The sequence below is a fragment of the Exiguobacterium algae genome (assembly GCF_018617875.1).
GTDB lineage: Bacteria > Bacillota > Bacilli > Exiguobacteriales > Exiguobacteriaceae > Exiguobacterium > Exiguobacterium algae.
Genome location: NZ_JACSKZ010000001.1, coordinates 509680 through 533256, shown reverse-complemented (window position 1 = coordinate 533256; position 23577 = coordinate 509680). Strand labels below are relative to the sequence as shown.

Here is a 23577-nt window from a genome sequence, read left to right as displayed (position 1 = left end):
GTTCTCTATTTAGGTATTTGTAGACTCATCGTTCGAAGACGACTGGTGATCGGTCGTCTCTTGACCGAGGGCGACGTCTTTCGCTTCTACGACTTTTTCTCCGATATCCTGAATATCAGACTTGGCTTCTTGAGCCGTTTCAACAATTTTATTGACGTCGTCTTTTACGGTGTCCACTTCTCCAACGACTTTTTCATAGACGTTCTGGACGTCGCTCGATACTTCTTGAATCTTGCCGGATGCCGTTTTCACTTGTTCAATCACTTGAGACGCTTTACCGGAAGGATCCTGCTTCACTTCCTGAACGAGGTCCCCGACGGTTGATTTGGCATTCGTGAGTGATTGTTTCGTCCGTTCCCGATTCGAAGAACTGAGTAGGGCGAGTAACCCGCCGACAAGGGCGCCGATTAACATACCGGCTGCGACATTGATTTTTGGTCCGCCTGAATCCATTTGATCGAATTGACGGTTCGGATTGTTCATTTGATCTTTCTGAGGATCATGCTGCAGAGTTGGTTCCATTCTCGTACACTCCTTCATTAGTTGGCATTGCTACCTTTATACCCCAGTCAAATGCTGACATAACATCATTAAAGGAAACGTCACGAAAAAGAAAAAGATTCAGCAGGATATTTCCAGGCAGATAGGGAATGATAGAAATAGACTGGCCTAAAGGGGGAAGCTGACATGAAGATGAGGGAAGCGGTACCGGAAGATGCTGCCACGATTCGAAAGATTGCGCTATCGACCGTCACACAAGATGACACGGTTCGAACGAAAGTGATGGAACGGGCTTATCAGCAAGAAGAAATTGTCCGTGCAATCAGTTCGAGCGAAGAGGCGAGAGAGCAGCTTTTTATCGTTGGTGAGACAGACGACGATGTAATTGGCTTTTGTCATGCAATCGACCGAGGAGATATGTGGGAAATGCTTCGTCTCTATCTTCATCCAGACTATCACCGCAGAGGGCATGGCGCCGAATTTTTAATGTACCTGGAGAAACAAAAGAGGCAACCGATTGATGTATACGTGGAAAGTTCGAATGACCAGGCGATCACCTTTTTAATGCATCAGTCATTTAAAGAACTGAACCGCATCCAAGAGGAAGTGTACGACCAGCCGATGGAACTCATTCATTTACGATATGATCCGAGCTAAGCCTTGGGACGGATTTCACCTAAACATCAGTTGCGGCTGATGTTTTTTTGATACAATATATATAGTCTAATAATGAGGTGACGACAACATGACACATGAAGAACATGCACGAAAAGGAGTCATCGTCATCGTTTATCCGTTGCAGTTCACATCGCGGATCAGCGAGACGTTCATTCGTCGGCTCCAGGACGATTACGAAGTGCTCGTCGTCAGTGATGAGTCCGTCGGCCTGACAGCGGAAGAACATAAACAACTGATCAAAAAAGCGTTACGGGAGGCAGGACAATATAAGCTGCCAATACATGTCGTGGCATTCAGTCTGGGTGCCCTGTTCACGAACCGGCTCTTACAGGAGTATGATGTCCCCTTAGGAAGCTTGACGTATATCTCGCCGTTATTTGATTGGCATGCAACGCGTCAAATCGGGGGACTCAAGCAAGTCGTCGCCAGCGCGGTCGACCGTTTCCGTCCGGATTTGCCGCTCGGGATGATGACGTTCACGGGAGCAGGGGAAGAATCGTCACGGTTCGGTGAAATCACTTATGCGCAATATCGGGAGATCGAGGAAGAAATCGTCGAACATCAGGAAGAGAAAAAGCATTTGCCGCGTTTACCGCTCGCATGCTTCTATGCACCGGATGATCGGTTTGCCGATGTGAAATTGACACTGAATGTCTGTCGGAAAATCGGGGGAGACCAGGTGTATATCCGACGATTGGAAGGGTTCCCTCACTTTGGGTACGAACGGTTGAATATGAAATTCGCGGAAACACTGATGACGTTTTATGAATTGATTCAAGAATAACAAGGCGACTCGTAATCGAGTCGCCTTGTTTTATGCACGTTTTTCGATTGCCACAATGAAAGGTGGGTGGTTGATTTGGTTGATGAAACCGTATCGAAGCACGCCGGCTTTCTTTTGATCGAGTGACTCGACATAAGCGAGCACCTCATCTCGTTCGACTTTCCCGCTCTCATGGCCGTGATAGATGACGACGACAATAACGCCGCCGGTTGCCATCACGTCGAGCAATTGCTCGAGGGCTGCAATCGTCGTATTCCCATTCGTAGTGACCGATTTATCACTTCCGGGTAAGTAACCGAGATTAAACACAGCAGCGGTAATCGGACGTGCGTCGGGATCCACCACCGCCTTCACTGTATCATGACTGTCGTGAATGACGGTGACGCGGTCACTGAAAGATGCTTCTTCAATGCGGGTGCGCGTCGCTTCTACCGCTTCTTTTTGAATATCGAACGCATAGACGTGTCCGCTTTCTCCGACCTGTTCTGCTAAAAATAATGTGTCGTGTCCGTTTCCGGCTGTCATATCGACGGCGACAGATCCGGGTTGCACATGGTCACTCAGCAGTTGTTTCGCAAAAGGTAATACTCTCATTAATCCCATACATCTCATCCTTCTTCTTTCCTTGGAAGGAATCACGTCGTTCCAATTCCGCACGAATCTTATTTAACACCGCCATTTTATGGCGGCTCCACATCGGTCCAATCAATAGATCAGGTGGCCCGTCTCCCGTCAGACGATGGACGATGACTTCTGGCGGCATCAACTCCAACTGGTCACAAACGAGCGAGATGTAAGTGTCTTCATCCATCAGCTCGAGTAATCCCTTTTCGTATTGACGGGCAAGTGGTGTGTTTTTCAAGACGTGAAGCAAGTGGATTTTGATTCCCTGTATGTCCATTTTAGCAACTTCTCGCGCCGTGTCGAGCATCATCGCAGGTGTCTCACCCGGTAATCCGTTGATGATGTGTACGCAGACACGGATGTTTCGGCGACGGAGTTTCTCCACGCCCTCTAAAAATGATTTGTAGTCATGCCCTCGGTTGATCTTTTTTGCGGTCGAGTCGTGTACGGTCTGAAGGCCGAGTTCGACCCATAGTGACGTCCGCTCGTTCAACTCTGCCAAATAGTCTACCACGTCGTCAGGCAGACAGTCCGGTCTTGTTGCAATCGACAGTCCGACGACGCCTTCTTCAAGCAACGCCGGTTCAAAAAGTTCCCGTAGTCTTGTAACGGGGGCATATGTGTTACTGAAGGCTTGAAAATAGGCGATGTAGTTGGCGTGTTTCCATTTCCGGTGCAGCCGTGCCTTCACTTCTGCAAATTGAACGGGAATCGGATCACAGGCATTTCCTGCAAAATCCCCGCTTCCATCATCGGAGCAGAACGTGCATCCTCCTTTTGACACACGCCCATCCCGATTCGGGCAGGTGAATCCGCCGTCGAGCGGCACTTTAAATACTTTCCCCCCATATTCTTTTCGATAGGCTTCATTCAATGTATGGTAGCGATTTTGACCAAATGGATTCATGTTCATCTCTCCTTCTTTGCTCATGCTATCACAAGATGAAATCTTCAAAACTTCATAATAAGTAATTTTTCTTGACAGTTGTGTAGCGTTCGTTTAGGTTTGATAAGGACTTATTGTTGATTCGGCCCTCGTGCCGATTTTTTTGATGTTTAGGATTGAAGAAAGGAGGACTTGGTGTGAACAACAAAATGCCGTTCTCGGTATGGATTCTGGTCATTGCGATGGCGCTCAATACAACGGCGGCGTCTTTTTTATGGCCGTTCAATACACTCTATATTCATGATTTTTTAGGTGAGTCAATGACACTTGCAGGCGTGGCGCTTCTCGTGAACTCTGCGCTCGCCATCATGGGGAATTACATCGGAGGAACCTTGTTTGATCGGGTCGGAGGAAAAGTGACGCTGGTGATTTCAGTCGGTTTGCTTTTGTTGAGCTCGCTCGGCTTCTTGTTGTTCCACGCCACGTTCCTCGGTTATTTAGGTTGGCTCGGGATGATCGGTTTTTCAGGTGGTCTCGTCTTTCCGACCGTCTATGCATTCGCCGGTCTCATTTGGCCGGAAGGGGGACGTCGTTCGTTTAACGCGATTTATGTCGCCCAAAACGTGGGGGTCGCCCTCGGGACAGCGATGAGCGGGCAAATCGCCCGATTGAATATCGAATGGATTTTCTATGCGAACTTCTTCTTGTCTATTTTGTTCGTCGTCGTCCTTCTCTTCGGATTGCGCTATCTTAAAAATCCGGCTCGACCGGTTGTTCAGTCGCAACTTGAAGCAGCGGCAACTACTTTGTCGAGTGCGACAATGAAATCGATGTGGTTCGTCGCTCTCGGTTATGCCGTTCTTTGGTTTGTCTACGTACAGTGGCAAGGAACGATTGCCGTACACTCAAAAGATCTTGGTGTTACCATCAGCCAATATTCACTTCTTTGGACCGTGAATGGTGCCATGATTGTGTTTGCACAACCGTTGTTGAATCGGGTGTTGCGTCAATTTGAGGATGATTTGAAACGTCAGTTGATCATCGGGGCATCGATTTTCCTCGGTGCGTTCCTCATCGTTCCGTTCGCGGGCGGATTCGGCATGTTCATGGTTGGGATGGTCGTCATGACGATCGGAGAGATGTTCGTTTGGCCGGCAGTCCCGACGATTGCGGCGAAACTTGCCCCTCCTGGTAAGGCAGGGCAATATCAAGGACTCGTCAATATTGCGGCATCCGTCGGGCGGATGATTGGACCAACACTCTCGGGATTTGTGTACGACATCTTCGGAATCACAGCTGTTTTTGGGATGCTTCTCTTGCTCGTCACGCTCGCCTTGTCATTGTTCGTGTTCATGAAAGACATTCGCGTCACGGAAAAATGAAGTTGACGCTGAATTTCAGATTGAGCTAAAATAGATTACGATGAATAGCAAGCGTTGAAGAGGAGTAGTAGCGCACAATCCGTTTTTGAGAGAGTCGATGGCCGGTGTGAATCGATAGACGGATGACGTGAACTCGCCTTGGAGCTGTTTACCTGAACGACTAGTAGGGTGAACCGACGTTACGCCTCGTTACCGGCGTCTCAAGTGGCAGCAATGCAACATGGGTGGTACCGCGGAAAGCTTTCAAGCCTTTCGTCCCATTTTCGGGACGAAGGGCTTTTTATTATGTAGAGGAGGAAGAATTTTGAGCTATTTTAAACATCAAGAAATCGAAAAAAAGTGGCAAAAGCGCTGGGAAGAAAAAGATGCGTTCAAAACGACTGAAGACCCGGAGAAGGACTGTTTTTACGTCCTTGATATGTTCCCGTACCCGTCAGGAGCCGGACTCCACGTCGGACACCCGGAAGGTTATACGGCGACAGATATCATCGCCCGCATGAAACGGATGCAAGGCTTCAACGTGCTCCATCCAATCGGTTGGGACGCGTTCGGTCTCCCGGCTGAACAATATGCACTCGACACAGGGAACGACCCGCGTGAGTTCACAGCGCGCAACATCGAGACGTTCCGCCGTCAGTTGAAAGATCTCGGATTCTCATATGATTGGGATCGCGAAATCAGCACGACGGATCCGAAATACTATAAATGGACGCAGTGGATCTTCACGCAACTTTTTGAGCGTGGACTCGCGTATGTCGACGAAGTCGCGGTCAACTGGTGCCCGGCGCTCGGTACGGTCCTTGCGAACGAAGAAGTCATCGACGGTTTGTCAGAACGTGGGAACCACCCGGTATACCGCGTCCCGATGAAGCAATGGGTGCTTCGCATCACGGAATATGCAGAGCGCTTGCTTGAAGACTTGGAAGGTCTCGACTGGCCGGAAAGCGTCAAAGAGATGCAACGCAACTGGATTGGGAAATCAGTCGGTGCCGAGGTCGATTTTAAAGTAGATGGTCACGACAAAGTCGTTACGGTCTTCACGACACGTCCGGACACGCTTCATGGCGCGACGTACGTGACGCTCGCACCGGAACATCCATTCACGAAAGTGATCACGACGCCTGAACAATTGACGGCAGTCGAATCATATATTGAAGAAGTTTCGAAGAAAACAGACCTCGAGCGGACAGACCTCGCTAAAGAGAAAACAGGTGTCTTCACAGGCGCTTATGCCATCAACCCGGTGAACGGCGAGAAGCTTCCAATCTGGACAGCGGATTATGTTCTTTCGACATACGGTACGGGTGCGGTCATGGCCGTTCCTGGACATGATGAGCGGGATTATGAGTTCGCGAAAACGTTTGACCTTCCGATTCGTGAAGTCGTCAAAGGTGGAAACTTGGAAGAGGCGGCTTATATCGAAGACGGGGAACACGTCAATTCGGGTAGCTTGAACGGACTCAATAAAGCGGATGCAATCAAGACGATCATTGAAGAGCTTGAAGCTGCTGGCACAGGTCGTGCGAAGACGACATACCGTCTCCGTGACTGGTTGTTCAGCCGTCAGCGTTATTGGGGTGAGCCGATTCCGGTCGTTCACATGGAAGACGGAACGATGAAGACAGTACCGGTCGAGGAACTTCCACTCGAACTTCCGATCATCGATGAAATTAAACCGTCGGGTACTGGCGAGTCACCGCTTGCGAACGCAGAAGAATGGTTGACGTACACAGACCCTGTCACTGGCGAAAAAGGTCGTCGTGAGACGAACACGATGCCACAATGGGCAGGTAGCTGCTGGTACTACATCCGTTATATCGATCCACATAACGAGGACATGATCGCGGACCCTGAAAAACTCAAACGTTGGCTTCCGGTCGACTTGTATATCGGAGGTACGGAGCATGCCGTGCTTCACTTGCTCTACGCACGTTTCTGGCACAAAGTCCTTTACGATATCGGTGTCGTCCCGACGAACGAACCGTTCCAAAAACTCTACAACCAAGGAATGATCCTCGGAGAGAACAACGAGAAGATGTCGAAATCTCGTGGGAACGTCGTCAACCCGGATGACATCGTGAAGTCACACGGAGCGGATACACTCCGTCTTTATGAAATGTTCATGGGACCACTTGATGCAGCAATCGCTTGGTCGACGAATGGTCTTGACGGAGCACGACGCTTCCTTGACCGCGTATGGCGTCTCTTTGAGCAGACGAACTTTGAAGATACCGCTCCGACAGCGGACTTTGAACGGACATATCATCAGACCGTGAAGAAAGTGACGGAAGACTATGAGGCACTTCGTTTCAACACGGCGATCTCGCAATTGATGGTCTTCGTCAACGAAGCAAACAAGCAAGAGACATTGCCGAAAGCGCAGATGGTCGATTTCATCAAAATGCTTTCACCGGTCGCTCCACACTTGTCTGAAGAGTTGTGGGAGAAGATGGGGATGACAGAAGAGTTGACGTATGCGGCTTGGCCGACTTACGATGAGTCGAAGCTTGTGAGTGACACGATTGAAGTCGTCATCCAGGTGAACGGGAAACTTCGTGCGAAAATGCATGTCGCGCGTGATGCTTCAAAAGAAACACTTGAGGCAGAAGCACTCGGAAACGAACGGGTTCAAGAATTCACAGCGGGGAAAACGGTACGTAAAGTGATCGTTGTTCCAGGCAAACTCGTCAATATTGTTGTTGGATAAAAGAAAGGAACGTGTGACATTGTCACACGTTCCTTTCTTTTTGATGAGGTCGTTTTCTTTTCATGTTTGTTTTGTTACACTAAAGGGCGATACTGATGTAAAGGGGACGACACGTCCATGAAACGTTCATACGTACTATATACGACACTGTGCGCGGTCGTAGTCGGGCTTTTGCTCTGTTACGTCTTCGTCTTTTCAGACGAGGAGATCCAGCAGCAAATCGCTTCGACGTTTGAGAAAATCGATATCCAGACGAGCCATCAGGTGACAGCAATCCCGCCTGTCGAGGCGGCGCAGGACGAGGATGATCCCGACACGACAGATGCGCTCGAACAAATCGAAAACATTGATGAGGTGTATTACAGTGATACGATCGGTGCGTACCTTGTCTTGACCGATCAACAAGAGTTCTTTGAAGTCAGCGGAGCAGGGAGTCGTGTCAACGCGATGCTTCAGCTCGACGACAAGGATAAAAAACTCGTGCTCGATGAGTTCATCGGCATGCGTATGGTATCGGAAGACCGTGTGTACGCCGTCACGACGACCGGGATTTTGGTGACGATTGAACGGGAAGACGGGCTTTGGGTAGAGCGACCACGTAAACAGATTGCGGGTCTTGTGTCAGACGACCAAATTTTTGGACTCGGTTACGATGCGGAAACGAACCGCCTCCTGTTGATGAATCGATTGGCAGATACGCCGGATTTGGAATTGCTGTATATCGAGGAACGGGTCGTGGAGACGGAAGAAGCGGATGATCCGAAAAAAGAAAAAGAAGAAACGGCAAAACCTGATACGAATTCTGAAAATCCGGACTCAGCCCCGGCTTCGGATGCCGTTACGGAACCGCCTAAAACAGAAACGGCTGAATCAGAGGAAACCGTCAGTGAACCGACTGAGGTTGTCGCGAAGGAAGAAGGCGAAGCGGGAGATCAATCGCCTGAAGCCGACGAAGAAGAGAAGGAACCGGAAACCGAATGGGCACTCGCTTCCAGAAAAGCATTATCTGCTGACGGGATGAGCGCATCGATTCAACAGAAGTTCGAACGATTTGCCGGAGTCGGGCTTGTGGAGCGCCAAGGACGGATCTACGTCCTCGACTCAGAAGAGCTAGTCTTATATACAATCAATCCAGAAGAAGCCACAATCAATGGACAGATGGTGACGCCTCGCGTCTATGCATCGACGGGAATGTTTTTACAGGACAATGAGATCTTTGCGATTGTCCACCCGGAAGTCTTTGATTTAGATGCTTTTGTTTCGGTTGACTAAAAGGGGAAGATAAGATGAGTAAACGTTATTTTTATGAAGAAGTTCAACAATTCCATGAAACGTTCGGTCACCCGAAAGCGAAAACACCACAACCGTTATCGCTCGATCGTGCGTTGAAGCGATCGGTTTGGACGGCCGAAGAGGCGGTCGTCGAATTTCTACATCAATCTTCTCAAACGGAAGAGGAGTTTTTACAGGCAGTCGAGCACTTCCAGGACGGATTTGCGAAAGCGGTCCAAAAGTCATTGCAGGACGCACCACCCACTGATGATGTGGAACGGTTAGTCGGGCAAGGGGATGCCTTGACCGATGCGTTATATTTCGTGATGGGGAGTTTCGTCGAGCTCGGATTAGATCCGGTGCCGTTGTTTGAAATCGTGCAACGTGCCAATATGGCCAAACTCGGACCTGACGGAAAACCGATTTTACGGGAGTCGGACAATAAAGTGATGAAACCTGAAGGATGGATGCCTCCGGAGCCGGAACTGGAAGCAGAAGTTCGTCGTCAAATCGAAGGAAAGTAAAGAAGCGTGGTCAACTTGACCACGCTTCTTTATTATAGCTGACTTGCCCGTTCTGCCGCATGGGAGCCGGCGCAATGACCCGTTGTGAAGGCCGCCGTGATGTTATAGCCACCCGTATACCCATGGATATCAAGCACTTCTCCGGCAAAAAAGAGACCGGGTGCTTTTTTCGACATCATCGTTTGTGGGGCCACTTCTTTTACCGAGACACCACCGCCTGTCACGAAGGCTTTATCGAAATCGAGTGTACCGACCGCATGTAAGTCAAAAGACTTCAGTCGTGTCGCAAAGTCGATAACCAACTGTTTTTTCAGCTGGCTTGCGTCTTCTTCTCCGAACGCGAGTTCTTCGAGTAACAGGTCGAGCATGCGTTCTGGGATAAAGCCTTTCCATACGTTTTTGACAGCACGTTTCGGTTGCTCTTGCACTTTTGTCCATAATTCTTGATACAGTTCATCGCGTGAACGGTCAGGAAACAGGTCAAGGGATAAACGGACGACCTGTTCTTTACTGCGTTTTCGTTCTTTGATGGTGTACTGACTACAGCGCAAAGCAATCGGGCCTGAAATGCCGAAGTGCGTGAAAATCATATCTCCCTGGTGTGTCTTGATCGGCTTCCCTTTTTTACCGTGAACGGTAAGGGCGACATCCCGAAGTGACAATCCTTGAAGCTGTTTCGTTCCGATAAAACGGTCATTCAATTTGATCGGGACTTCAGTAGGGAACAGCTCCGTGATCGTATGTCCCGCTTTTTCTGCCCAGGGATATCCGTCACCCGTCGAACCGGTGTGCGGGACAGATTGCCCCCCGACCGCAACGACGCATGCTTTCGCTTCAATCGTTTCTCCATCGGCCAACTCGACGGATTGGAATTCATTTTCTTCATTAAAATGGAGTGTTTTGACTTCTGCATTCTTTCGAATCTCGACACCGAGGTCTTCGATGGCGCGAAGCAACGTATTGACCACATCCTGTGCCTTATCGGTTACCGGGAACATCCGTCCGTTGTCTTCCTCTTTTAATGGAATGCCGAATCCGGTGAACAAGTCGATGATGGACTGATTATCGAACTGGGCGAGAGCACTGTATAAAAAGCGACCGTTTCCGGGAATGAACTGGATGAGCTCGTCAATAGGTTTCCGGTTGGTGACGTTACAACGTCCGCCACCTGAGATGGCGAGTTTTCGACCGAGCTTCGAGCCTTTATCAATCAAGAGAGTGGAAGCGCCAGACTTTGCGGCCGCATAGGTCGCCATAAGTCCACTTGGACCGCCACCGATGATGATGACATCTTTCATAGGTAATCTCCTCATTTCTTCATATATAAGATTAGTAAAATTATCGTAACTTTATTATCCGTAACAGTAAGAGTATAATGAGAAGCGGTTGTTTTGTAAAATCGAATTAATTTTCATTGTGGTTACTTATAGATGGAGGGATTTCATGTCTTCAAGCGCCAAACAAGATTCAGGGAGCGCATCCTTCGTTAAAGGGACGATTCTCTTATCTGCCGGGAATTTAATTTCCCGCGCCTTAGGATTACTGTATACGTTCCCGTTCCAAGCAATGGTCGGGATTGCCGGTGTGACGTTATATCAAGCAGCGTACACGTATTACGCGATTATGATTTCCATTTCGACGGCAGGGATCCCGGTTGCGGTATCCAAGTTTATTGCGAAATACAACGCGCTCGGTGAATATGGAACGAGTCAACGATTGTTCCGCCAAGGGATGAAGTTGATGCTTGCGACCGGCGTCGTCGCTTTTTTATTACTGTTTTTTTCGGCCCCATGGCTCTCGGAGCTCATGGTTCGAAACTCAGAAAACAATCAGCAGTACATTGACTCACTTACTCTCGTTACGAGAAGTGTGAGCTTCGCCCTCTTGCTCATCCCGGCGATGAGCATGGTCCGTGGTTACTTCCAAGGACATCAAGACATGGCACCGACAGCGATTTCTCAAGTCGTTGAACAAATTGTCCGCATCCTCTTCTTGCTTAGCGGGACGATGCTCGTCTTGTTCGTTTTCGCTGATTCAGCCTTCTTGCAACCGATCGCGGACGCATTAGGTGGGACACAGTCGGTCGAGACGACAGAGTTGAACGGTTTGAAAGTCATTGCCGTTACGATTGCAACGTTTAGTGCGTTCATCGGGGCGATTGGGAGTCTCGTCGTCCTCATGATGTATTGGAAGCGGCGGAAAGACATTCATCGCCAAACCGAGAATCCGGCAGGAACTCCGGTCCGCTCGATGAAATCGTTGCTCCTTGAGTTACTCAGCTACTCGATTCCGATCGTCATGGTCGGATTATCGACGCCACTTTATCAAGTCATCGACCAATTGACGATGGTCAATACATTGCTCAATGCCGGCGAATCGGTTTCAGATGCCACATCGGCGTTTGGATTTTTGACAGGGAACGCCCATAAAATCGTACTCATCCCCGTTTCCGTGGCGGCAAGTGTCTCGATGGCGACGATTCCACTTGTTACCCGTTCGTTCACGACAGGGGATCTGCAAAAAGTACGCAATCAGGTGAACCACATTTTCCAAGTTTCGTTCTTTGTGACGATTCCGGCTGTCATCGGTCTTGTCGCACTCGCAGAACCGTTGTTCGGAACACTTTTCCCGGGAGATCGGGAAGGTTGGGTTTACTTGTTGAACTATGCGCCAAGTGCATTCTTCCTGGCTTATTATTCCGTCGCGGCAGCGATTTTGCAGGGAATCAATCGTCAGTATTTCACGATTTTTGCCACGACGATGGGTCTCTTGACGAAGTTGGCGCTTAACGTTCCGCTTGTCTATGCGCTTGGAGGGATTGGAGCGGGATATGCGACCATCCTTGGCTATATCGTCGCCATTATTCTAATGGTTTGGAAAATCCAAAAGACGCTTCACTTCCCGTATCAACAACTGCTTCGTCGGACGATGCTCATGTTCTTCATGGGCGCAGCGATGTTCATCTCGGTATACGGGTCGCTCTTCTTCACCCTTCAGGATGAACCGAGCTGGGCGAATGATATTTTCGCTACACTTGTCGGCGTGGGAATCGGAGTCCTCGTCTATGGGTATTTAGGCTGGCGGAGTCACTTAGCCGGTAAACTGTTAGGAAAACGATTCGAATATCGGAGGAAAGCGTAATGCGGATTGATAAATTGCTGTCGAACATGGGATACGGTTCGCGCAAAGATGTGAAAATATTACTGAAACAAGGGGCAGTTCGTGTTGATGACCAGCCTGTCAAAGACGCAAAACGTCACGTCGACCCGAACACGGAACAGGTGACCGTTTTTGGCGAAACGGTTGATTATCGGCCCTTTGTATATTTGATGTTGAACAAACCGGAAGGTGTGATCAGCGCGACAGAGGACAATGTGGAGTCAACGGTCATCGACTTGATTGACCCGTCCTATGCACATTATGAGTTGTTCCCGGTCGGACGACTCGATAAAGATACGACCGGCTTATTATTGATCACGAATGACGGCGCGTTCAATCATGCCCTCATGTCTCCCCGTAAGCACGTTGACAAAGTGTATATTGCGGAAGTGGATGGGGAGATGACGGTCGAGGATGTCCGTCAATTCGCTGAAGGGGTCGAGCTCGAAGACGGGTATACGACCAAGCCGGCTCGACTTGAAATTTTGAGTCGAAACGGCAGACGGACCACGATTCGTCTAACCCTTTCAGAAGGTAAGTACCATCAAGTGAAACGAATGGTCGCTGCGGTAGGCAAGCATGTTGAGCGCCTGGAACGAGTTCAAATCGGACCACTTGAGCTCGATGCGAACCTGGAGCGTGGGGACTATCGTGAGCTGACTGAAGAGGAAGTCCGCCTGTTGATGCCTTAAACAGTTCAGAAAAAACAAGCATACCTGTCTCAGGTATGCTTGTTTTTTTATATAGAAGGGTCAAAGGAATTCACTTTATAATGAAGGAAAGTAATCCATGCTACTTTATGAGAACGGGGGAAACGTATGACGAACGGATGGAATCACTTCATTTATAAATTGTGGTCGCCGATTTATGATCGTCTTTTCAATCGGGGTCGATTTCTTGAGGCGAGACGACAAGTGTTCCGTAATTTGAATTGGAAGAATGAAGATCACATTCTTTTCGTCGGAGTCGGAACCGGATCCGACCTCGAACAAGTAGACGTGAATCGCTTTGACATCACTGCCATAGATTTATCCGGAGCCATGTTAGATCAGGCAAAAGAAAAATTCGCCGATCGTCCGGTCCGGTTTCAAGTGATGGATGCGCAACAATTGGCGTATGCAGACGATCAATTTGATGTCGTGGTAGGCAGTCTAATTCTCTCCGTCGTTCCGAATCCGGTACAATGCTTGGATGAAATGTTACGGGTCGTACGACCAGGAGGACAACTGATCATTTTTGATAAATTTTCTCCGAAAGACGGGCAACGTCCCTCAATCGTCCAACGACTATCCCGTCCCATAATAAAATGGTTCGGGACGGACATCGGACTCAGTTTTGAAGCATTATGGGAAACTCGTCAGATTGACGGGACCCTCATTGAGGATGTACCGGTCATGATGAACGGGATGTACCGTAAAATGGTCATCATGAAAGCGATACCTGAACATACATAAAAAAGCCCAGGGCGAATAAACGCACTGAGCTTCATAACGTAATCTATTCAAATGTAGGACATGATGAAATCTTTCAATTTGCCGTTTTGAGTGAACGTTTTGATGCAGTCCACGTACCACGGCTAGGGCTCTCCACAAGGTTATTGTACTCAAGTACGTTCAAATCACGTTGCACCGTACGGGACGTGATGCCGAACTCTTCTACTAGTTCTGAAGTGGTAACGGATTCCCTTTCATTGATGAACAAATAAATGGACTTGATGCGCGTTAACATCCGATCTGTTGAGCCTTTCATTGGATGACCTCCCAATGTGTAGAATAATGACTGACAAAACCTACAAACGACAAAATGAAATATAAAATTGTTATTTTCTAAAATTACACCTTTAGTATACCGCTCTTTCTGAAAAATGCAAGTGGAAAGAACGAACGATTCAATTGTAAATAAAACATTTAGAAGGTAAATTGCGAATGAAGGTTCGAATAAGAATGTAAAAAACAGGACTAAATACGAACGAAAAAAACTTTCGTAAATGAATGTTCGTCTTTCTTACATTTGGATATACTAATAAGGGAGAGATTATTCGCAAAAGGGGAGATTGCCATGAATTGGAGACAGGAAGTCGACAATCGAAAAGAAGCACTATTGGAAGATTTGAAAGGTTTGTTACAAATCCCTAGTATATTGGATGAATCTAAAGCTGCACCAAATATGCCGTTTGGACCTGAAGTCAGACAAGCGTTGGATTACATGTTTGACCTCGGAGAACGGGACGGCTTTAAAACGAAAGACGTTTCAGGCTATGCAGGGCATCTGGAGTATGGCGATGGTGAGGAAATCGTCGGGATCCTATGTCATTTGGACGTAGTTCCTGCAGGTGACGGTTGGACATACGGTGCATTCAATCCGACGGTGACGAACGGTAAAATCGTCGCAAGAGGAAGTAATGATGATAAAGGCCCGACGATGGCTGCCTACTACGGCCTTAAAATTGTAAAAGAGCTGGGCCTTCCGCTCTCGAAACGAGTCCGTTTGATTGCGGGATGCGATGAGGAAAGTGAATGGCGTTGTGTACGTGAATACTTTAAACAAGAACAGATGCCAACGTACGGGTTCGCTCCAGATGCGGACTTCCCAATCATTAACGCCGAGAAAGGGTTATATGATGGTGTCTTGACACAACTGCCAATCCAGCATGCTCAATTGACAAAGTATCACCTGATTTCGTTCACGAGTGGTGAACGGCCGAATATGGTACCGGATGTGGCAACGGCGGTCCTTCAGACCGATGAAGTACTTGAAGAACAGTTTGAAGCGTATTTGGAGAAGTATGAGGCGGAAGGAACGTGTGAATGGGATAAAGGAACGTACACGTTCACGATGAAAGGGAAAGCGGCACACGCCATGGAGCCGGATAACGGGATCAACGCTGCGTATATGCTCGCCGGATTCTTGCTCCCGCTCCCGCTTGATATTCAAGGTGAGCGTTATATTGAATTTGTCCGTCACGTGTTTGCTGATTCACGCGGGATTTCGCTAGGAATCGAAGCAACTGATGAGACAGGTGATTTAACAATCAATGGCGGCGTCTTCCGCTATCATGATGAAGAACGGACGGCGACGGTTAATATCCGCTATCCGTATACGGCGAAATTTGAAGAACGTCTTCAAAACCTAAGAGAAATCGCCTTGTCGTTCGGGTTTGAACTGAAGACCCGTCATCACATGCCGCCCCACCATGTGGCAGAAGACCATCCGCTCGTCAAAACGTTGGCCGAGGTGTATGAACGTCAAACGGGTGAGACGGCAAATCTCATGGCAATTGGCGGAGGGACATATGCCCGTTCTCTCGAGGCGGGTGTAGCGTTCGGTGCCTTGTTCCCGGGTGCAGAAGATGTCGCCCACCAAGTGGATGAGTATATGGAAATCGAAGATTTGTTACGCGCTGCGGCGATTTATGCTGAAGCGATTTACGAGCTCGCTAAATAAGAAATTGAGAGAGCTGACTGGTTTGGTCGGCTCTCTGTCCGTTAGGAAGGAAGTTACCATTGAATTCGGAAAAACGAATGTTTCAATCTGTGTATATTGCGATTTTCTTTGCGCAAGGTGCGCTAATTCCTTATATGACCCTCTTTTTTTCACAAGAAAGGTTTGCCTTGTCGCCAAGTCAGGTCGGCACGATCGTTGCAATCTTACCGATCCTGTCAATCGGGATTCAGCCGTTATGGGGGGTGGTAGCTGATCGAACCGGACGTGTCCGCACTTGGCTCATTCTCTCAATGATTAGTGCGGCAGCAATCTCGTTCACATTTTTGATGGCGACTGAATATGTATGGATTGTCTTACTTATGCTCGCTTGGTCGGTCTTTCAATGTGCACACATTCCGCTCGTTGATATGATGACGTTAGAGTATACGGCTCGTTCGAAAGTGGACTATGGAACGATCCGCCTGTTCGGGTCTGCCGGATTTGCCATCGCGGTATTCGTGATGGGCCGGATTTCAGACACGACATGGGGATTGTCCAGCACGTTCGTATTGAGTGCAATTTTCCTGATGATTGGCGGCTTCATCGTCAGCCGGATTTCTGAACAGAAAGCGACACAAGAAGTCAAAATGGCTCCGATGCACTGGTCGTCGGTATTAACCCCGCGGTTTCTTTGGTTTTTGGTCGGAGGCATGCTCGTGTTCGGTCCGATTTACGCCAATAATTATTACTTCGGCATTTATGTTACAGAGAGAGGCGGCTCGACGACTTTAGTCGGAACACTTTTTTTGGTCGCCGTTCTCTTCGAGATCCCGTTTATGAAAGTTGCCTATCAAGTGGTGTCCCGCTTCGGGAGTCGAAACGTCCTGGCGACCGCGGCGTTGATTTCAGCTATCCGGAATGGGTGGCTCGCATTGGAACCACCGTTTTGGGTGATCTGGATGTTGGCAATCGTACAAGGTCTAGTCGTCGGACTCCTGATTCCGGTCGCCTTACAGTTCGTCCGCCAGCTAGTGACCCGCCAAGTGTCATCGACTGCCATCGGACTATATATGGCATTGACATCGGGCTTAGCCACAGCGGGATTTAATCAGTTAAGTGGTTGGATGATTGAGTTTAACAGTGTGATTGGCGTGTTTTGGGTGTATATGTTGATGTCAGGCGTGGGAGCGGTGCTTTGGATGATGTTGATGCGTCATGAGGTGAAAGGATGATGGAAATGACGTCCCATTATTTTATTGCGATTCCCGTCGAGTCAGCTCAATTTGAAACGGTTCAACAAAGCATTCTTCCGTACTATTCGTATCGTCGTGTATATCGACGGGACGAATTTCATGTCACGATTCAATTTCTGGGAGGACTGGACCAGGATTCACTAGAAGCGGTCAAAGAGATTACACGTCGCGTGGCCAACGAGACGAAATCGTTCCTGTTACATTTTCAAACAATCGATCACTTTGGCCGTCCGGACCAACCTCGTGTTTTGACCATCACACCCGACCCGTCTGAGCCACTTCGGCAATTTGCCGAGAACTTGCGTCGTGAATTACATGCGGAAATCCCGCAACTGGATCGAAAAGCGTTCGTCCCTCATGTCACACTTGCGAAGAAGTGGGGGAAAGGGGAACGTACCCTGTATGTAGCACCAACATTTGATATCGTTGAAACCGTGAATGAAGTGATTTTATATGAAGTTCATCCTAACCGGACCCCTTCATATGAAGCAATTGAAGTATTTCCGTTCAAACGGTCAGAGGAGGACTTATGGCAATCCCGGTTAAAGTTTTTGACGTAACTTCTAAATATGAACGTAATGTGTTGGATCAATATAATCGCTACTTGGAATACGTAGAGTCAGATGCAGCAAGAATTCTCCGACTTCATGAGAACAATCAATTGACGCCGCCTGAAATCATTGATGTGAAGCGGCCGTGGTGGAAATTTTGGGCACGAAAAGAATGGATTGAACTCGAACCGCAGCCGTTGTCCGAAACGCAACTTCAGAAGATGTTGACCGAGCGCCGGCATATACAAAAATTGCAGTTTGCTTGTGATGGCTTGATGGAGAGAGACCTCCCTCATTTAGCTTTTTTGAGGGACAGCGCTTATCAAAAAATGCGAAAAGAGTGGAACGAGCGACACTTCTTTCTATTCCGTCCCGTCATCGAGTGGAACGGGGCGACCGTCGAGTTGTCACATCTCATCATCGGACCCTCCCATCTGTACCTATTGGAGTGGCTCGAGGGAGATCGGAGCATCTATCACGTATCGAAGGAGAAGACGTGGGTTCATCAACCGTTTAAAGGGGAAAATACCCGTGTAATCAATCCGTTGATTTCGTTATCACGTACTGAAGAACTCGTTAGACAAATTCTTCCGTCATACGCTGGAGTGATTCAAAAAGTAGTATTGGCACCAGACGGCTACTTTGATCAAATCCCAGACATACGCTCGACACAGTTCGTTGGGAGAAGTGAGTATGCGCAATGGATCAAGCAAGTAAATGGACGTGCGCCAATTGTGAAAGCCCAACAGATTCGAGATGTGGCGACCCTACTAGAACAGACAGCTAAGATGCCGTTTCGACAATTTTTAGAACAGTGATGAAAGTGAGCGAGAGGAAGGGACGCATATGTATCATCCACCAGAACAGAAGACAGCCTCCCATGTAACGATTGAGCGGGCATCTTTCGTATCGTTTGAGAAAATTCAACTAGAGATCGTACGTGAGTATGAATCCGTTCCCGTCCAGATTGAGAAAAACGGCCGACCAATCGAGTATGTCATCGATTATGAACAGACAACAGAGACGGGTACCATTGAACGAAATTTACGTCTGAAAAGACCGATTTCATTAGAAGCGGTCTATACCGTCTTTCATCCGGGACAAAAGACGATGGTCATCGTCCCGAGAGAAATCGTGCAAACCGAAGAGTTTGAGCGCCGGTATGCGTATGATGGTCCGTTAGGACTCCAATTTACCCAACACGGGATTGAGGCATATGTGTGGTCTCCTGTCGCATTTTCGATTTGGATCACCGTTCATGATGAAAGGACGCATCGGGAAATCGAACGGTTCAAGATGAACCGGGGAGCGAGAGGGGTATGGCATGGTGATATCCCCCGGCATTTGGAAGGCGCTTTTTATCGGTTAGAGGTGAAGACACCGGTCGACACGAAGCAAGTCGTTGATCCGTATGCCAAATGTGTCAGCATCAATGGAGAGTTTGGCGTACTCTCGGACGTAGAGTCGTTCATCGAAGAGCAAGTCGAGCGGGTAGAACGACCTCCTTTATGGAAGTCGACCGATGCCGTCATCTATGAACTGCACATTCGGGATTTTACGAGCCATCCGTCGTCGACGAGTCAGCTAAAGGGATTGTATGGGGGCGTATCGGAAAAAGGATTGCGGACGTTAGGGGGACATACCGCGGGCCTCGACTATATGAAAGAGCTTGGTGTCACCCATATTCAATTGCTCCCTGTGCACGATTTCGGCAGTGTCGATGAAGCGACGCGGTTGCCCTACAATTGGGGGTACGACCCGATTCATTGGTTCAGTTTAGAAGGCAGTTATGCGTCACGGCCTGATGTACCGATGAGCCGAATTTATGAATATGCATCACTCGTCGCGGACTTGCACCGTGCAGGTCTTCGCATCGTCACAGATGTCGTGATGAACCACGTATACATTCGAGAACAGTCTTCTTTAGAAGCATTGGTTCCCTATTATTATTTCCGGTATGAACCGGACGGAACGATTGCAAATGGGACGGGCGTGGGGAATGATACGGCTTCTGAACGCTATATGATGCGGCGGATGATTGTGGATTTTGTCAGCTTTTTTGCGACAACCTATCAGGTCGATGGATTCCGTTTTGACTTAATGGGAATTCATGATGTCGAGACGATGAACCAGGTTCGGGCCGCGCTCGATAAAATCGATCCGTCGATCCTCGTCTACGGGGAAGGCTGGGACTTGGCGACCCCGCTCGGGCAATCGCAAAAAGCAACGTCTCAAAATGCCGCATTCATGCCCCGTATTGGTCATTTCAACGACATGATCCGAGATGCACTGAAAGGGTCGACCTTTAACGACCAGGAGAGAGGATTTATTTCGGGAAATGACTGGCGGGAGTGGGAACTCCGCGAGTGCCTGACCGGAGCGATTCACATCCCAAATGTGACAGTCGGTCGTTTTCCAAGCCCCGAGTATTCCATCAACTATGCGGAAGCGCATGATAACTATACAATCTATGACAAACTACGCCTCTCGTGTGACGGCGTGGATGAGCCAACCCGGTTACGGATGCAGCGGTTAGCAAATGCCGTCGTCATCACGTCGCAGGGTATTCCATTCTTACATGCAGGCCAAGAATTCGGACGAACGAAGCACGGGGTGGAGAATAGTTATAATTCTCCTGATCATATCAATCATTTTGATTGGGATTTACGTGATCTTCGAAAAGACGATATCGAGTATGTCAAAACCCTGTTAAAATTAAGAAGACTTCATACGTGTTTCCGTTATGATTCGCGTCAGAAAGTCATCGACCACTTCACATTTTTACCTTCACCACCAGGTGTCATCATTTATGAGCTCACCGCAAGTCATTCGTATGATGCATGGCAACGTGTGCGTGTCTATTTGAATGGAACGTTTGAGGAAGTCGCCTTCCCAAGTGATGCGGATTGGAATGTCTATGTACAAGGCGAGCAGGCAAGTGTGGCACCGATTTTGAGAAACCCGGACGAGATTCAGGTCGAGTCGTTGTCAATGACGATTATTGCGTGTTAAGATGTTGATTGTATCTCTATAATTTTACGTAAGATTTGAGCGTGATGAATATGTATTCAGATATTATCGGTGCGCTCGGCAAGGAGTGGACTGTCGCTTCCGCTGGCGGAATTACAGGTGAAGCGTATGTTGCGACGACGCGCCAACAAAAGATTTTTGTTAAACGAAACTCCTCTCCGTTCCTGGCAATTCTTTCGGCAGAAGGAATCGTGCCGAAGTTGCTCTGGACAAAGCGGATGTTTAACGGTGACGTGCTAAGTGCGCAACAATTTATAGAAGGCCGTGAGCTTTCGCCTGAGGATATGAAGCGACCAGATGTTGCGGCGCAGCTAGGGAAGATTCATGATTCGAAAGAGCTATTATTCATGCTACAACAATTGAATCACACCCCGGTCACGTCAAAACTGTTGCTCCAACAATGTGAAGCCTACGAACAGGATGAAGCAGATGAAACCATTGTCGAAGCCATCACTTGGTTACAGGATCATTTACCGAATGATGATGAGCGTGAGTTTGTCGTTTGTCATTCTGATTTAAATCATAACAACTGGATCGAAGATGAATCGGGTCTCCTTTATTTAACGGACTGGGATGATGCCATTATTGCCGATCGGGCCTTCGATTTAGCGATGGTCGTCTACAGTTATGTGGATGACGTGGAGTGGGAAGCGTGGTTTGAACACTACGGCGTCGAGTACTCGAGCGAGCTGCACTATCGCATGCATTGGTACGCGATTGCGCAAACGATTCTCACGATTTACGGAGAAGTTAGCGCCCCGGCTAAAACGGAAGGGTTAAACGTACTCCGTGAGTTGATTGATGAAGCATATGAACGAATCAATTAAAAAAGGGATGGCTCCTTAACAAGAAGCCATCCCTTTCGGTATGCATCAAACATCATCAGGGTTCATAAAGTAGGCCCAAACAAACGTGGCGATGACGCCAGCAAAAAATGTGAGGGGACCTGCATAGAAGATGAGAAATTGATCTAACGTGCTCATGATTTTAACCTCCTTGTGAAGGATGATTCACGTCCATTAAACTATGTTTTCGTGTATAATCGCAAGAGGAGTGCACGCTTAGAAACTGCGCTGTCACAAAAACTTTGAACATTTGTTGAACGAAAGGTAGGATTTTCATGCGTTTACGTCATAAACCTTGGGCTAAAGAATATATGGAGGCTCAAGAGCATATTTTTATCCCCAATCCTGATCAGTTGAAAGGGAAATGGGCAGAAGAGTTTGGTAATGACCATCCTCTTTTCATTGAAGTCGGTTCTGGAAAAGGACAATTTATTTTAGGGATGGCCAAGCAGTACCCGGATGTCAACTTTATCGCGATCGAACTTTTTGAAAGCGTCGCGGTCTCCATCGTGCAAAAACTGGTCGATACACCGATGCCGAACGTGAGAGTATTGACAGTCGATGCGAAGCAACTCGTTGAATACTTCGAGGCAGGAGAAGTTGATCGGGTGTATTTGAACTTCTCTGACCCATGGCCGAAAACACGTCACGCGAAACGCCGTTTGACTTACAAAACATTCCTTGCGACATATGAGGCGGTCTTGCCAAAAGGTGGGGAAATTCACTTTAAGACGGATAACCGGGGATTATTTGAATATTCCTTGCAAAGTATGAGCCAATATGGCATGTTTTTCACAGAGATTTCACTTGATTTACATGCCGATGAACCAGAAGATAATGTTCGAACTGAGTATGAAGAACGCTTTAGCGCGCTTGGTCAGCCGATTTATCGCATGGAAGCTGTCTTCCGTCCGAAAAATTGACACGCTTTTTTCTTATTTTAGTAGTATTTTCTTCACACTTTTTTCTTTCTTCTTGGTACAATAGGAATGACGCTAAACTGGAATAAGAGAAGGGGGAACATGGGGATGTTGAAAAAAGCATGGGCAAGCCTGCTTGCAGTAATCTTCATTCTAACAATCGCACCAATGAATACCTCAGCGAACGAAGCGTTCTTAGACGCACTCGAAGAGGATTTGAAAGCTACGCATTATGATTACAAAGAAGGAACGGCGAAAATCATCAAAGAAGAGACGCTTCGCCATTCTAACGGGAACGAAGTAGTCGCGGCCGTTGTTGAACTCGATACAATCCGTGACGGACTATTCATCACGCGTAAAACGGAGTTCCATTATTTCGATGCGACTGAAGGTAAAATCTTAACAACTGCTGAACTTGCAGAAGTTGAAGGAGCGGGCGATTTCGCAGATGCGAATATCGACATGCTCGGTCAAAAAGTCATCTACTGGTTACCAGTGTTGATTTTACTCTTGTTGATTGCGATTCCGGCACTCATTTTGTTTGTTGTCGTACCACGTTTCTATTCAACAAGTTCGTATATGAACCCTGTTTACGAGAAGAACGACAACCCGCGTTAATCATCATGTGAACAAACGAACCCCCGTAACAACCTGCAATGTCGGTTGCTACGGGGGTTTTTAGTTATTTTGAAGTTGTTCCACGATTTGTTCTGCAGTCATGCCGTTGCCGGACGAGACCGAAGCGACGAATGCGCTCTCGACAATCGGTCCATCAAAGAAGACAATTTTTTGGTCGCCTTCATGCATCTCGATGGCAAGTTCGGCATTCATGGTGGCCGATCCGATATCACTGAGCAAAATGGCTTCTTCGTTCACCTGTTCAATCGCTGCCATGATGCGATTGACATCGGTACCGATTGAACCGTCTTCAAGTCCGCCTGCCAAATGAATGGGGACAGATGGAGCCATTTCTTTCATCAAATCTTGAATTCCCTCGGCGATTTTGGCGCTATGGGAGACGATAATAAGCTCAACGAT

Annotated in this window: 24 protein-coding genes and 1 other annotated feature; of the genes, 17 read left to right on the top strand and 7 right to left on the bottom strand. The window is 48.0% G+C overall.

Annotated elements, in window-relative coordinates:
• Window positions 1-9: 9 nt before the first annotated feature.
• Entirely contained in the window at window positions 10-522 is a 513-nt protein-coding gene (locus KNP03_RS02735) for a hypothetical protein (RefSeq protein ID WP_214824946.1), read from the bottom strand.
• A 165-nt stretch (window positions 523-687) separates the two neighbouring features.
• Here KNP03_RS02735 and KNP03_RS02730 point away from each other — a divergent pair, with 165 nt between their 5' ends.
• Window positions 688-1158, top strand: coding sequence for a GNAT family N-acetyltransferase (locus tag KNP03_RS02730; RefSeq protein ID WP_214824936.1), 471 nt, complete (start codon window positions 688-690; stop codon window positions 1156-1158).
• A gap of 88 nt (window positions 1159-1246) precedes the next feature.
• Window positions 1247-1963: an alpha/beta hydrolase gene (locus KNP03_RS02725; protein WP_214824934.1), complete on the top strand. Its 717-nt coding sequence runs from the start codon at window positions 1247-1249 to the stop codon at window positions 1961-1963.
• Between the two features lie 30 nt (window positions 1964-1993).
• Here KNP03_RS02725 and mnmM read toward each other — a convergent pair whose 3' ends face one another.
• Both mnmM and mnmL read right to left on the bottom strand, forming a co-directional pair.
• Window positions 1994-2566: a tRNA 5-(aminomethyl)-2-thiouridylate-methyltransferase MnmM gene (mnmM, locus tag KNP03_RS02720; RefSeq protein ID WP_214824932.1), complete on the bottom strand. Its 573-nt coding sequence runs from the start codon at window positions 2564-2566 to the stop codon at window positions 1994-1996.
• Entirely contained in the window at window positions 2520-3494 is a 975-nt protein-coding gene (gene mnmL, locus KNP03_RS02715) for a tRNA modification radical SAM protein MnmL/YtqA (RefSeq protein WP_214824930.1), read from the bottom strand. Before mnmL ends, mnmM begins: the two co-directional genes overlap by 47 nt.
• Before the next feature lie 176 nt (window positions 3495-3670).
• Between mnmL and KNP03_RS02710 the strand changes: the two genes are divergently transcribed.
• From KNP03_RS02710 to KNP03_RS02695, 4 genes are all read left to right on the top strand, one after another.
• A complete protein-coding gene (locus KNP03_RS02710; RefSeq protein ID WP_338082700.1) occupies window positions 3671-4855 on the top strand; it encodes an MDR family MFS transporter in 1185 nt (394 codons plus the stop codon).
• 45 nt (window positions 4856-4900) lie between these two features.
• Window positions 4901-5118: a binding site (T-box leader), on the top strand.
• A 41-nt stretch (window positions 5119-5159) separates the two neighbouring features.
• Window positions 5160-7562, top strand: a complete 2403-nt coding sequence (gene leuS, locus KNP03_RS02705; RefSeq protein WP_214824928.1) for a leucine--tRNA ligase — start codon at window positions 5160-5162, stop codon at window positions 7560-7562.
• Between the two features lie 117 nt (window positions 7563-7679).
• On the top strand, window positions 7680-8834 hold the full coding sequence (locus KNP03_RS02700) for a hypothetical protein (RefSeq protein ID WP_214824926.1): 1155 nt from the start codon (window positions 7680-7682) through the stop codon (window positions 8832-8834).
• Between the two features lie 14 nt (window positions 8835-8848).
• Entirely contained in the window at window positions 8849-9358 is a 510-nt protein-coding gene (locus KNP03_RS02695; protein ID WP_214824924.1) for a pyrophosphohydrolase domain-containing protein, read from the top strand.
• A gap of 32 nt (window positions 9359-9390) precedes the next feature.
• Here KNP03_RS02695 and KNP03_RS02690 read toward each other — a convergent pair whose 3' ends face one another.
• Complete coding sequence (locus tag KNP03_RS02690) at window positions 9391-10656, bottom strand: BaiN/RdsA family NAD(P)/FAD-dependent oxidoreductase (RefSeq protein ID WP_214824922.1); 1266 nt, start codon at window positions 10654-10656, stop codon at window positions 9391-9393.
• A 145-nt stretch (window positions 10657-10801) separates the two neighbouring features.
• Between KNP03_RS02690 and KNP03_RS02685 the strand changes: the two genes are divergently transcribed.
• The 3 genes from KNP03_RS02685 to KNP03_RS02675 all read left to right on the top strand — a co-directional run bounded on the left by KNP03_RS02685 (window position 10802) and on the right by KNP03_RS02675 (window position 13971).
• Entirely contained in the window at window positions 10802-12499 is a 1698-nt protein-coding gene (locus KNP03_RS02685; RefSeq protein ID WP_214824919.1) for a putative polysaccharide biosynthesis protein, read from the top strand.
• A complete protein-coding gene (locus tag KNP03_RS02680) occupies window positions 12499-13209 on the top strand; it encodes a pseudouridine synthase (RefSeq protein WP_214824916.1) in 711 nt (236 codons plus the stop codon). Before KNP03_RS02685 ends, KNP03_RS02680 begins: the two co-directional genes overlap by 1 nt.
• 126 nt (window positions 13210-13335) lie before the next feature.
• Window positions 13336-13971 carry a class I SAM-dependent methyltransferase gene (locus KNP03_RS02675; RefSeq protein WP_214824913.1) on the top strand — a complete coding sequence of 212 codons (636 nt, stop codon included), beginning with the start codon at window positions 13336-13338 and terminating at the stop codon, window positions 13969-13971.
• A gap of 73 nt (window positions 13972-14044) precedes the next feature.
• Here the strand turns inward: KNP03_RS02675 and KNP03_RS02670 are convergent, their stop codons facing one another.
• Window positions 14045-14266 (bottom strand): DeoR family transcriptional regulator, encoded by a 222-nt coding sequence (locus tag KNP03_RS02670; protein ID WP_214824912.1) that lies wholly within the window; start codon window positions 14264-14266, stop codon window positions 14045-14047.
• Between the two features lie 309 nt (window positions 14267-14575).
• Between KNP03_RS02670 and pepV the strand changes: the two genes are divergently transcribed.
• The 6 genes from pepV to KNP03_RS02640 all read left to right on the top strand — a co-directional run bounded on the left by pepV (window position 14576) and on the right by KNP03_RS02640 (window position 21601).
• On the top strand, window positions 14576-15961 hold the full coding sequence (pepV, locus tag KNP03_RS02665) for a dipeptidase PepV (RefSeq protein WP_214824909.1): 1386 nt from the start codon (window positions 14576-14578) through the stop codon (window positions 15959-15961).
• 77 nt (window positions 15962-16038) lie between these two features.
• Window positions 16039-17172: an MFS transporter gene (locus KNP03_RS02660; protein ID WP_214826202.1), complete on the top strand. Its 1134-nt coding sequence runs from the start codon at window positions 16039-16041 to the stop codon at window positions 17170-17172.
• A complete protein-coding gene (thpR, locus tag KNP03_RS02655; protein ID WP_240544416.1) occupies window positions 17169-17753 on the top strand; it encodes an RNA 2',3'-cyclic phosphodiesterase in 585 nt (194 codons plus the stop codon). Before KNP03_RS02660 ends, thpR begins: the two co-directional genes overlap by 4 nt.
• Window positions 17723-18562: an NERD domain-containing protein gene (locus KNP03_RS02650; RefSeq protein ID WP_214824907.1), complete on the top strand. Its 840-nt coding sequence runs from the start codon at window positions 17723-17725 to the stop codon at window positions 18560-18562. The genes thpR and KNP03_RS02650 overlap by 31 nt, the downstream gene beginning before the upstream one ends.
• A gap of 28 nt (window positions 18563-18590) precedes the next feature.
• Window positions 18591-20756 (top strand): type I pullulanase, encoded by a 2166-nt coding sequence (pulA, locus tag KNP03_RS02645; protein WP_214824905.1) that lies wholly within the window; start codon window positions 18591-18593, stop codon window positions 20754-20756.
• 50 nt (window positions 20757-20806) lie between these two features.
• The gene (locus KNP03_RS02640) at window positions 20807-21601 is read left to right on the top strand and encodes a phosphotransferase (RefSeq protein WP_214826198.1); all 795 of its coding nucleotides are present in this window, start codon (window positions 20807-20809) and stop codon (window positions 21599-21601) included.
• 45 nt (window positions 21602-21646) lie between these two features.
• On the opposite strand, the gene cydS is transcribed toward KNP03_RS02640, so the two are convergent.
• Window positions 21647-21757, bottom strand: a complete 111-nt coding sequence (gene cydS, locus KNP03_RS13645) for a cytochrome bd oxidase small subunit CydS family protein (protein WP_420827874.1) — start codon at window positions 21755-21757, stop codon at window positions 21647-21649.
• A gap of 137 nt (window positions 21758-21894) precedes the next feature.
• Here cydS and trmB point away from each other — a divergent pair, with 137 nt between their 5' ends.
• Together trmB and KNP03_RS02630 are read left to right on the top strand one after the other, a co-directional pair.
• Entirely contained in the window at window positions 21895-22542 is a 648-nt protein-coding gene (gene trmB, locus KNP03_RS02635; RefSeq protein ID WP_214824903.1) for a tRNA (guanosine(46)-N7)-methyltransferase TrmB, read from the top strand.
• 105 nt (window positions 22543-22647) lie between these two features.
• Window positions 22648-23157: a hypothetical protein gene (locus tag KNP03_RS02630; RefSeq protein WP_240544415.1), complete on the top strand. Its 510-nt coding sequence runs from the start codon at window positions 22648-22650 to the stop codon at window positions 23155-23157.
• A 60-nt stretch (window positions 23158-23217) separates the two neighbouring features.
• Here KNP03_RS02630 and dhaM read toward each other — a convergent pair whose 3' ends face one another.
• Window positions 23218-23562: a dihydroxyacetone kinase phosphoryl donor subunit DhaM gene (gene dhaM / locus KNP03_RS02625; RefSeq protein WP_338082706.1), complete on the bottom strand. Its 345-nt coding sequence runs from the start codon at window positions 23560-23562 to the stop codon at window positions 23218-23220.
• Window positions 23563-23577: the final 15 nt, after the last annotated feature.

Excerpts from the sequence above, each read along its gene's own strand:
- KNP03_RS02735 (WP_214824946.1), bottom strand. The coding sequence starts at position 522 with ATGGAACCAACTCTGCAGCATGATCCTCAGAAAGATCAAATGAACAAT.
- KNP03_RS02730 (WP_214824936.1), top strand. The coding sequence starts at position 688 with ATGAAGATGAGGGAAGCGGTACCGGAAGATGCTGCCACGATTCGAAAG.
- KNP03_RS02725 (WP_214824934.1), top strand. The coding sequence starts at position 1,247 with ATGACACATGAAGAACATGCACGAAAAGGAGTCATCGTCATCGTTTAT.
- mnmM (WP_214824932.1), bottom strand. The coding sequence starts at position 2,566 with ATGGGATTAATGAGAGTATTACCTTTTGCGAAACAACTGCTGAGTGAC.
- mnmL (WP_214824930.1), bottom strand. The coding sequence starts at position 3,494 with ATGAATCCATTTGGTCAAAATCGCTACCATACATTGAATGAAGCCTAT.
- KNP03_RS02700 (WP_214824926.1), top strand. The coding sequence starts at position 7,680 with ATGAAACGTTCATACGTACTATATACGACACTGTGCGCGGTCGTAGTC.
- KNP03_RS02695 (WP_214824924.1), top strand. The coding sequence starts at position 8,849 with ATGAGTAAACGTTATTTTTATGAAGAAGTTCAACAATTCCATGAAACG.
- KNP03_RS02690 (WP_214824922.1), bottom strand. The coding sequence starts at position 10,656 with ATGAAAGATGTCATCATCATCGGTGGCGGTCCAAGTGGACTTATGGCG.
- KNP03_RS02685 (WP_214824919.1), top strand. The coding sequence starts at position 10,802 with ATGTCTTCAAGCGCCAAACAAGATTCAGGGAGCGCATCCTTCGTTAAA.
- KNP03_RS02680 (WP_214824916.1), top strand. The coding sequence starts at position 12,499 with ATGCGGATTGATAAATTGCTGTCGAACATGGGATACGGTTCGCGCAAA.
- KNP03_RS02675 (WP_214824913.1), top strand. The coding sequence starts at position 13,336 with ATGACGAACGGATGGAATCACTTCATTTATAAATTGTGGTCGCCGATT.
- KNP03_RS02670 (WP_214824912.1), bottom strand. The coding sequence starts at position 14,266 with ATGAAAGGCTCAACAGATCGGATGTTAACGCGCATCAAGTCCATTTAT.
- pepV (WP_214824909.1), top strand. The coding sequence starts at position 14,576 with ATGAATTGGAGACAGGAAGTCGACAATCGAAAAGAAGCACTATTGGAA.
- KNP03_RS02660 (WP_214826202.1), top strand. The coding sequence starts at position 16,039 with ATGTTTCAATCTGTGTATATTGCGATTTTCTTTGCGCAAGGTGCGCTA.
- thpR (WP_240544416.1), top strand. The coding sequence starts at position 17,169 with ATGATGGAAATGACGTCCCATTATTTTATTGCGATTCCCGTCGAGTCA.
- KNP03_RS02650 (WP_214824907.1), top strand. The coding sequence starts at position 17,723 with ATGGCAATCCCGGTTAAAGTTTTTGACGTAACTTCTAAATATGAACGT.
- pulA (WP_214824905.1), top strand. The coding sequence starts at position 18,591 with ATGTATCATCCACCAGAACAGAAGACAGCCTCCCATGTAACGATTGAG.
- KNP03_RS02640 (WP_214826198.1), top strand. The coding sequence starts at position 20,807 with ATGTATTCAGATATTATCGGTGCGCTCGGCAAGGAGTGGACTGTCGCT.
- cydS (WP_420827874.1), bottom strand. The coding sequence starts at position 21,757 with ATGAGCACGTTAGATCAATTTCTCATCTTCTATGCAGGTCCCCTCACA.
- trmB (WP_214824903.1), top strand. The coding sequence starts at position 21,895 with ATGCGTTTACGTCATAAACCTTGGGCTAAAGAATATATGGAGGCTCAA.
- KNP03_RS02630 (WP_240544415.1), top strand. The coding sequence starts at position 22,648 with ATGTTGAAAAAAGCATGGGCAAGCCTGCTTGCAGTAATCTTCATTCTA.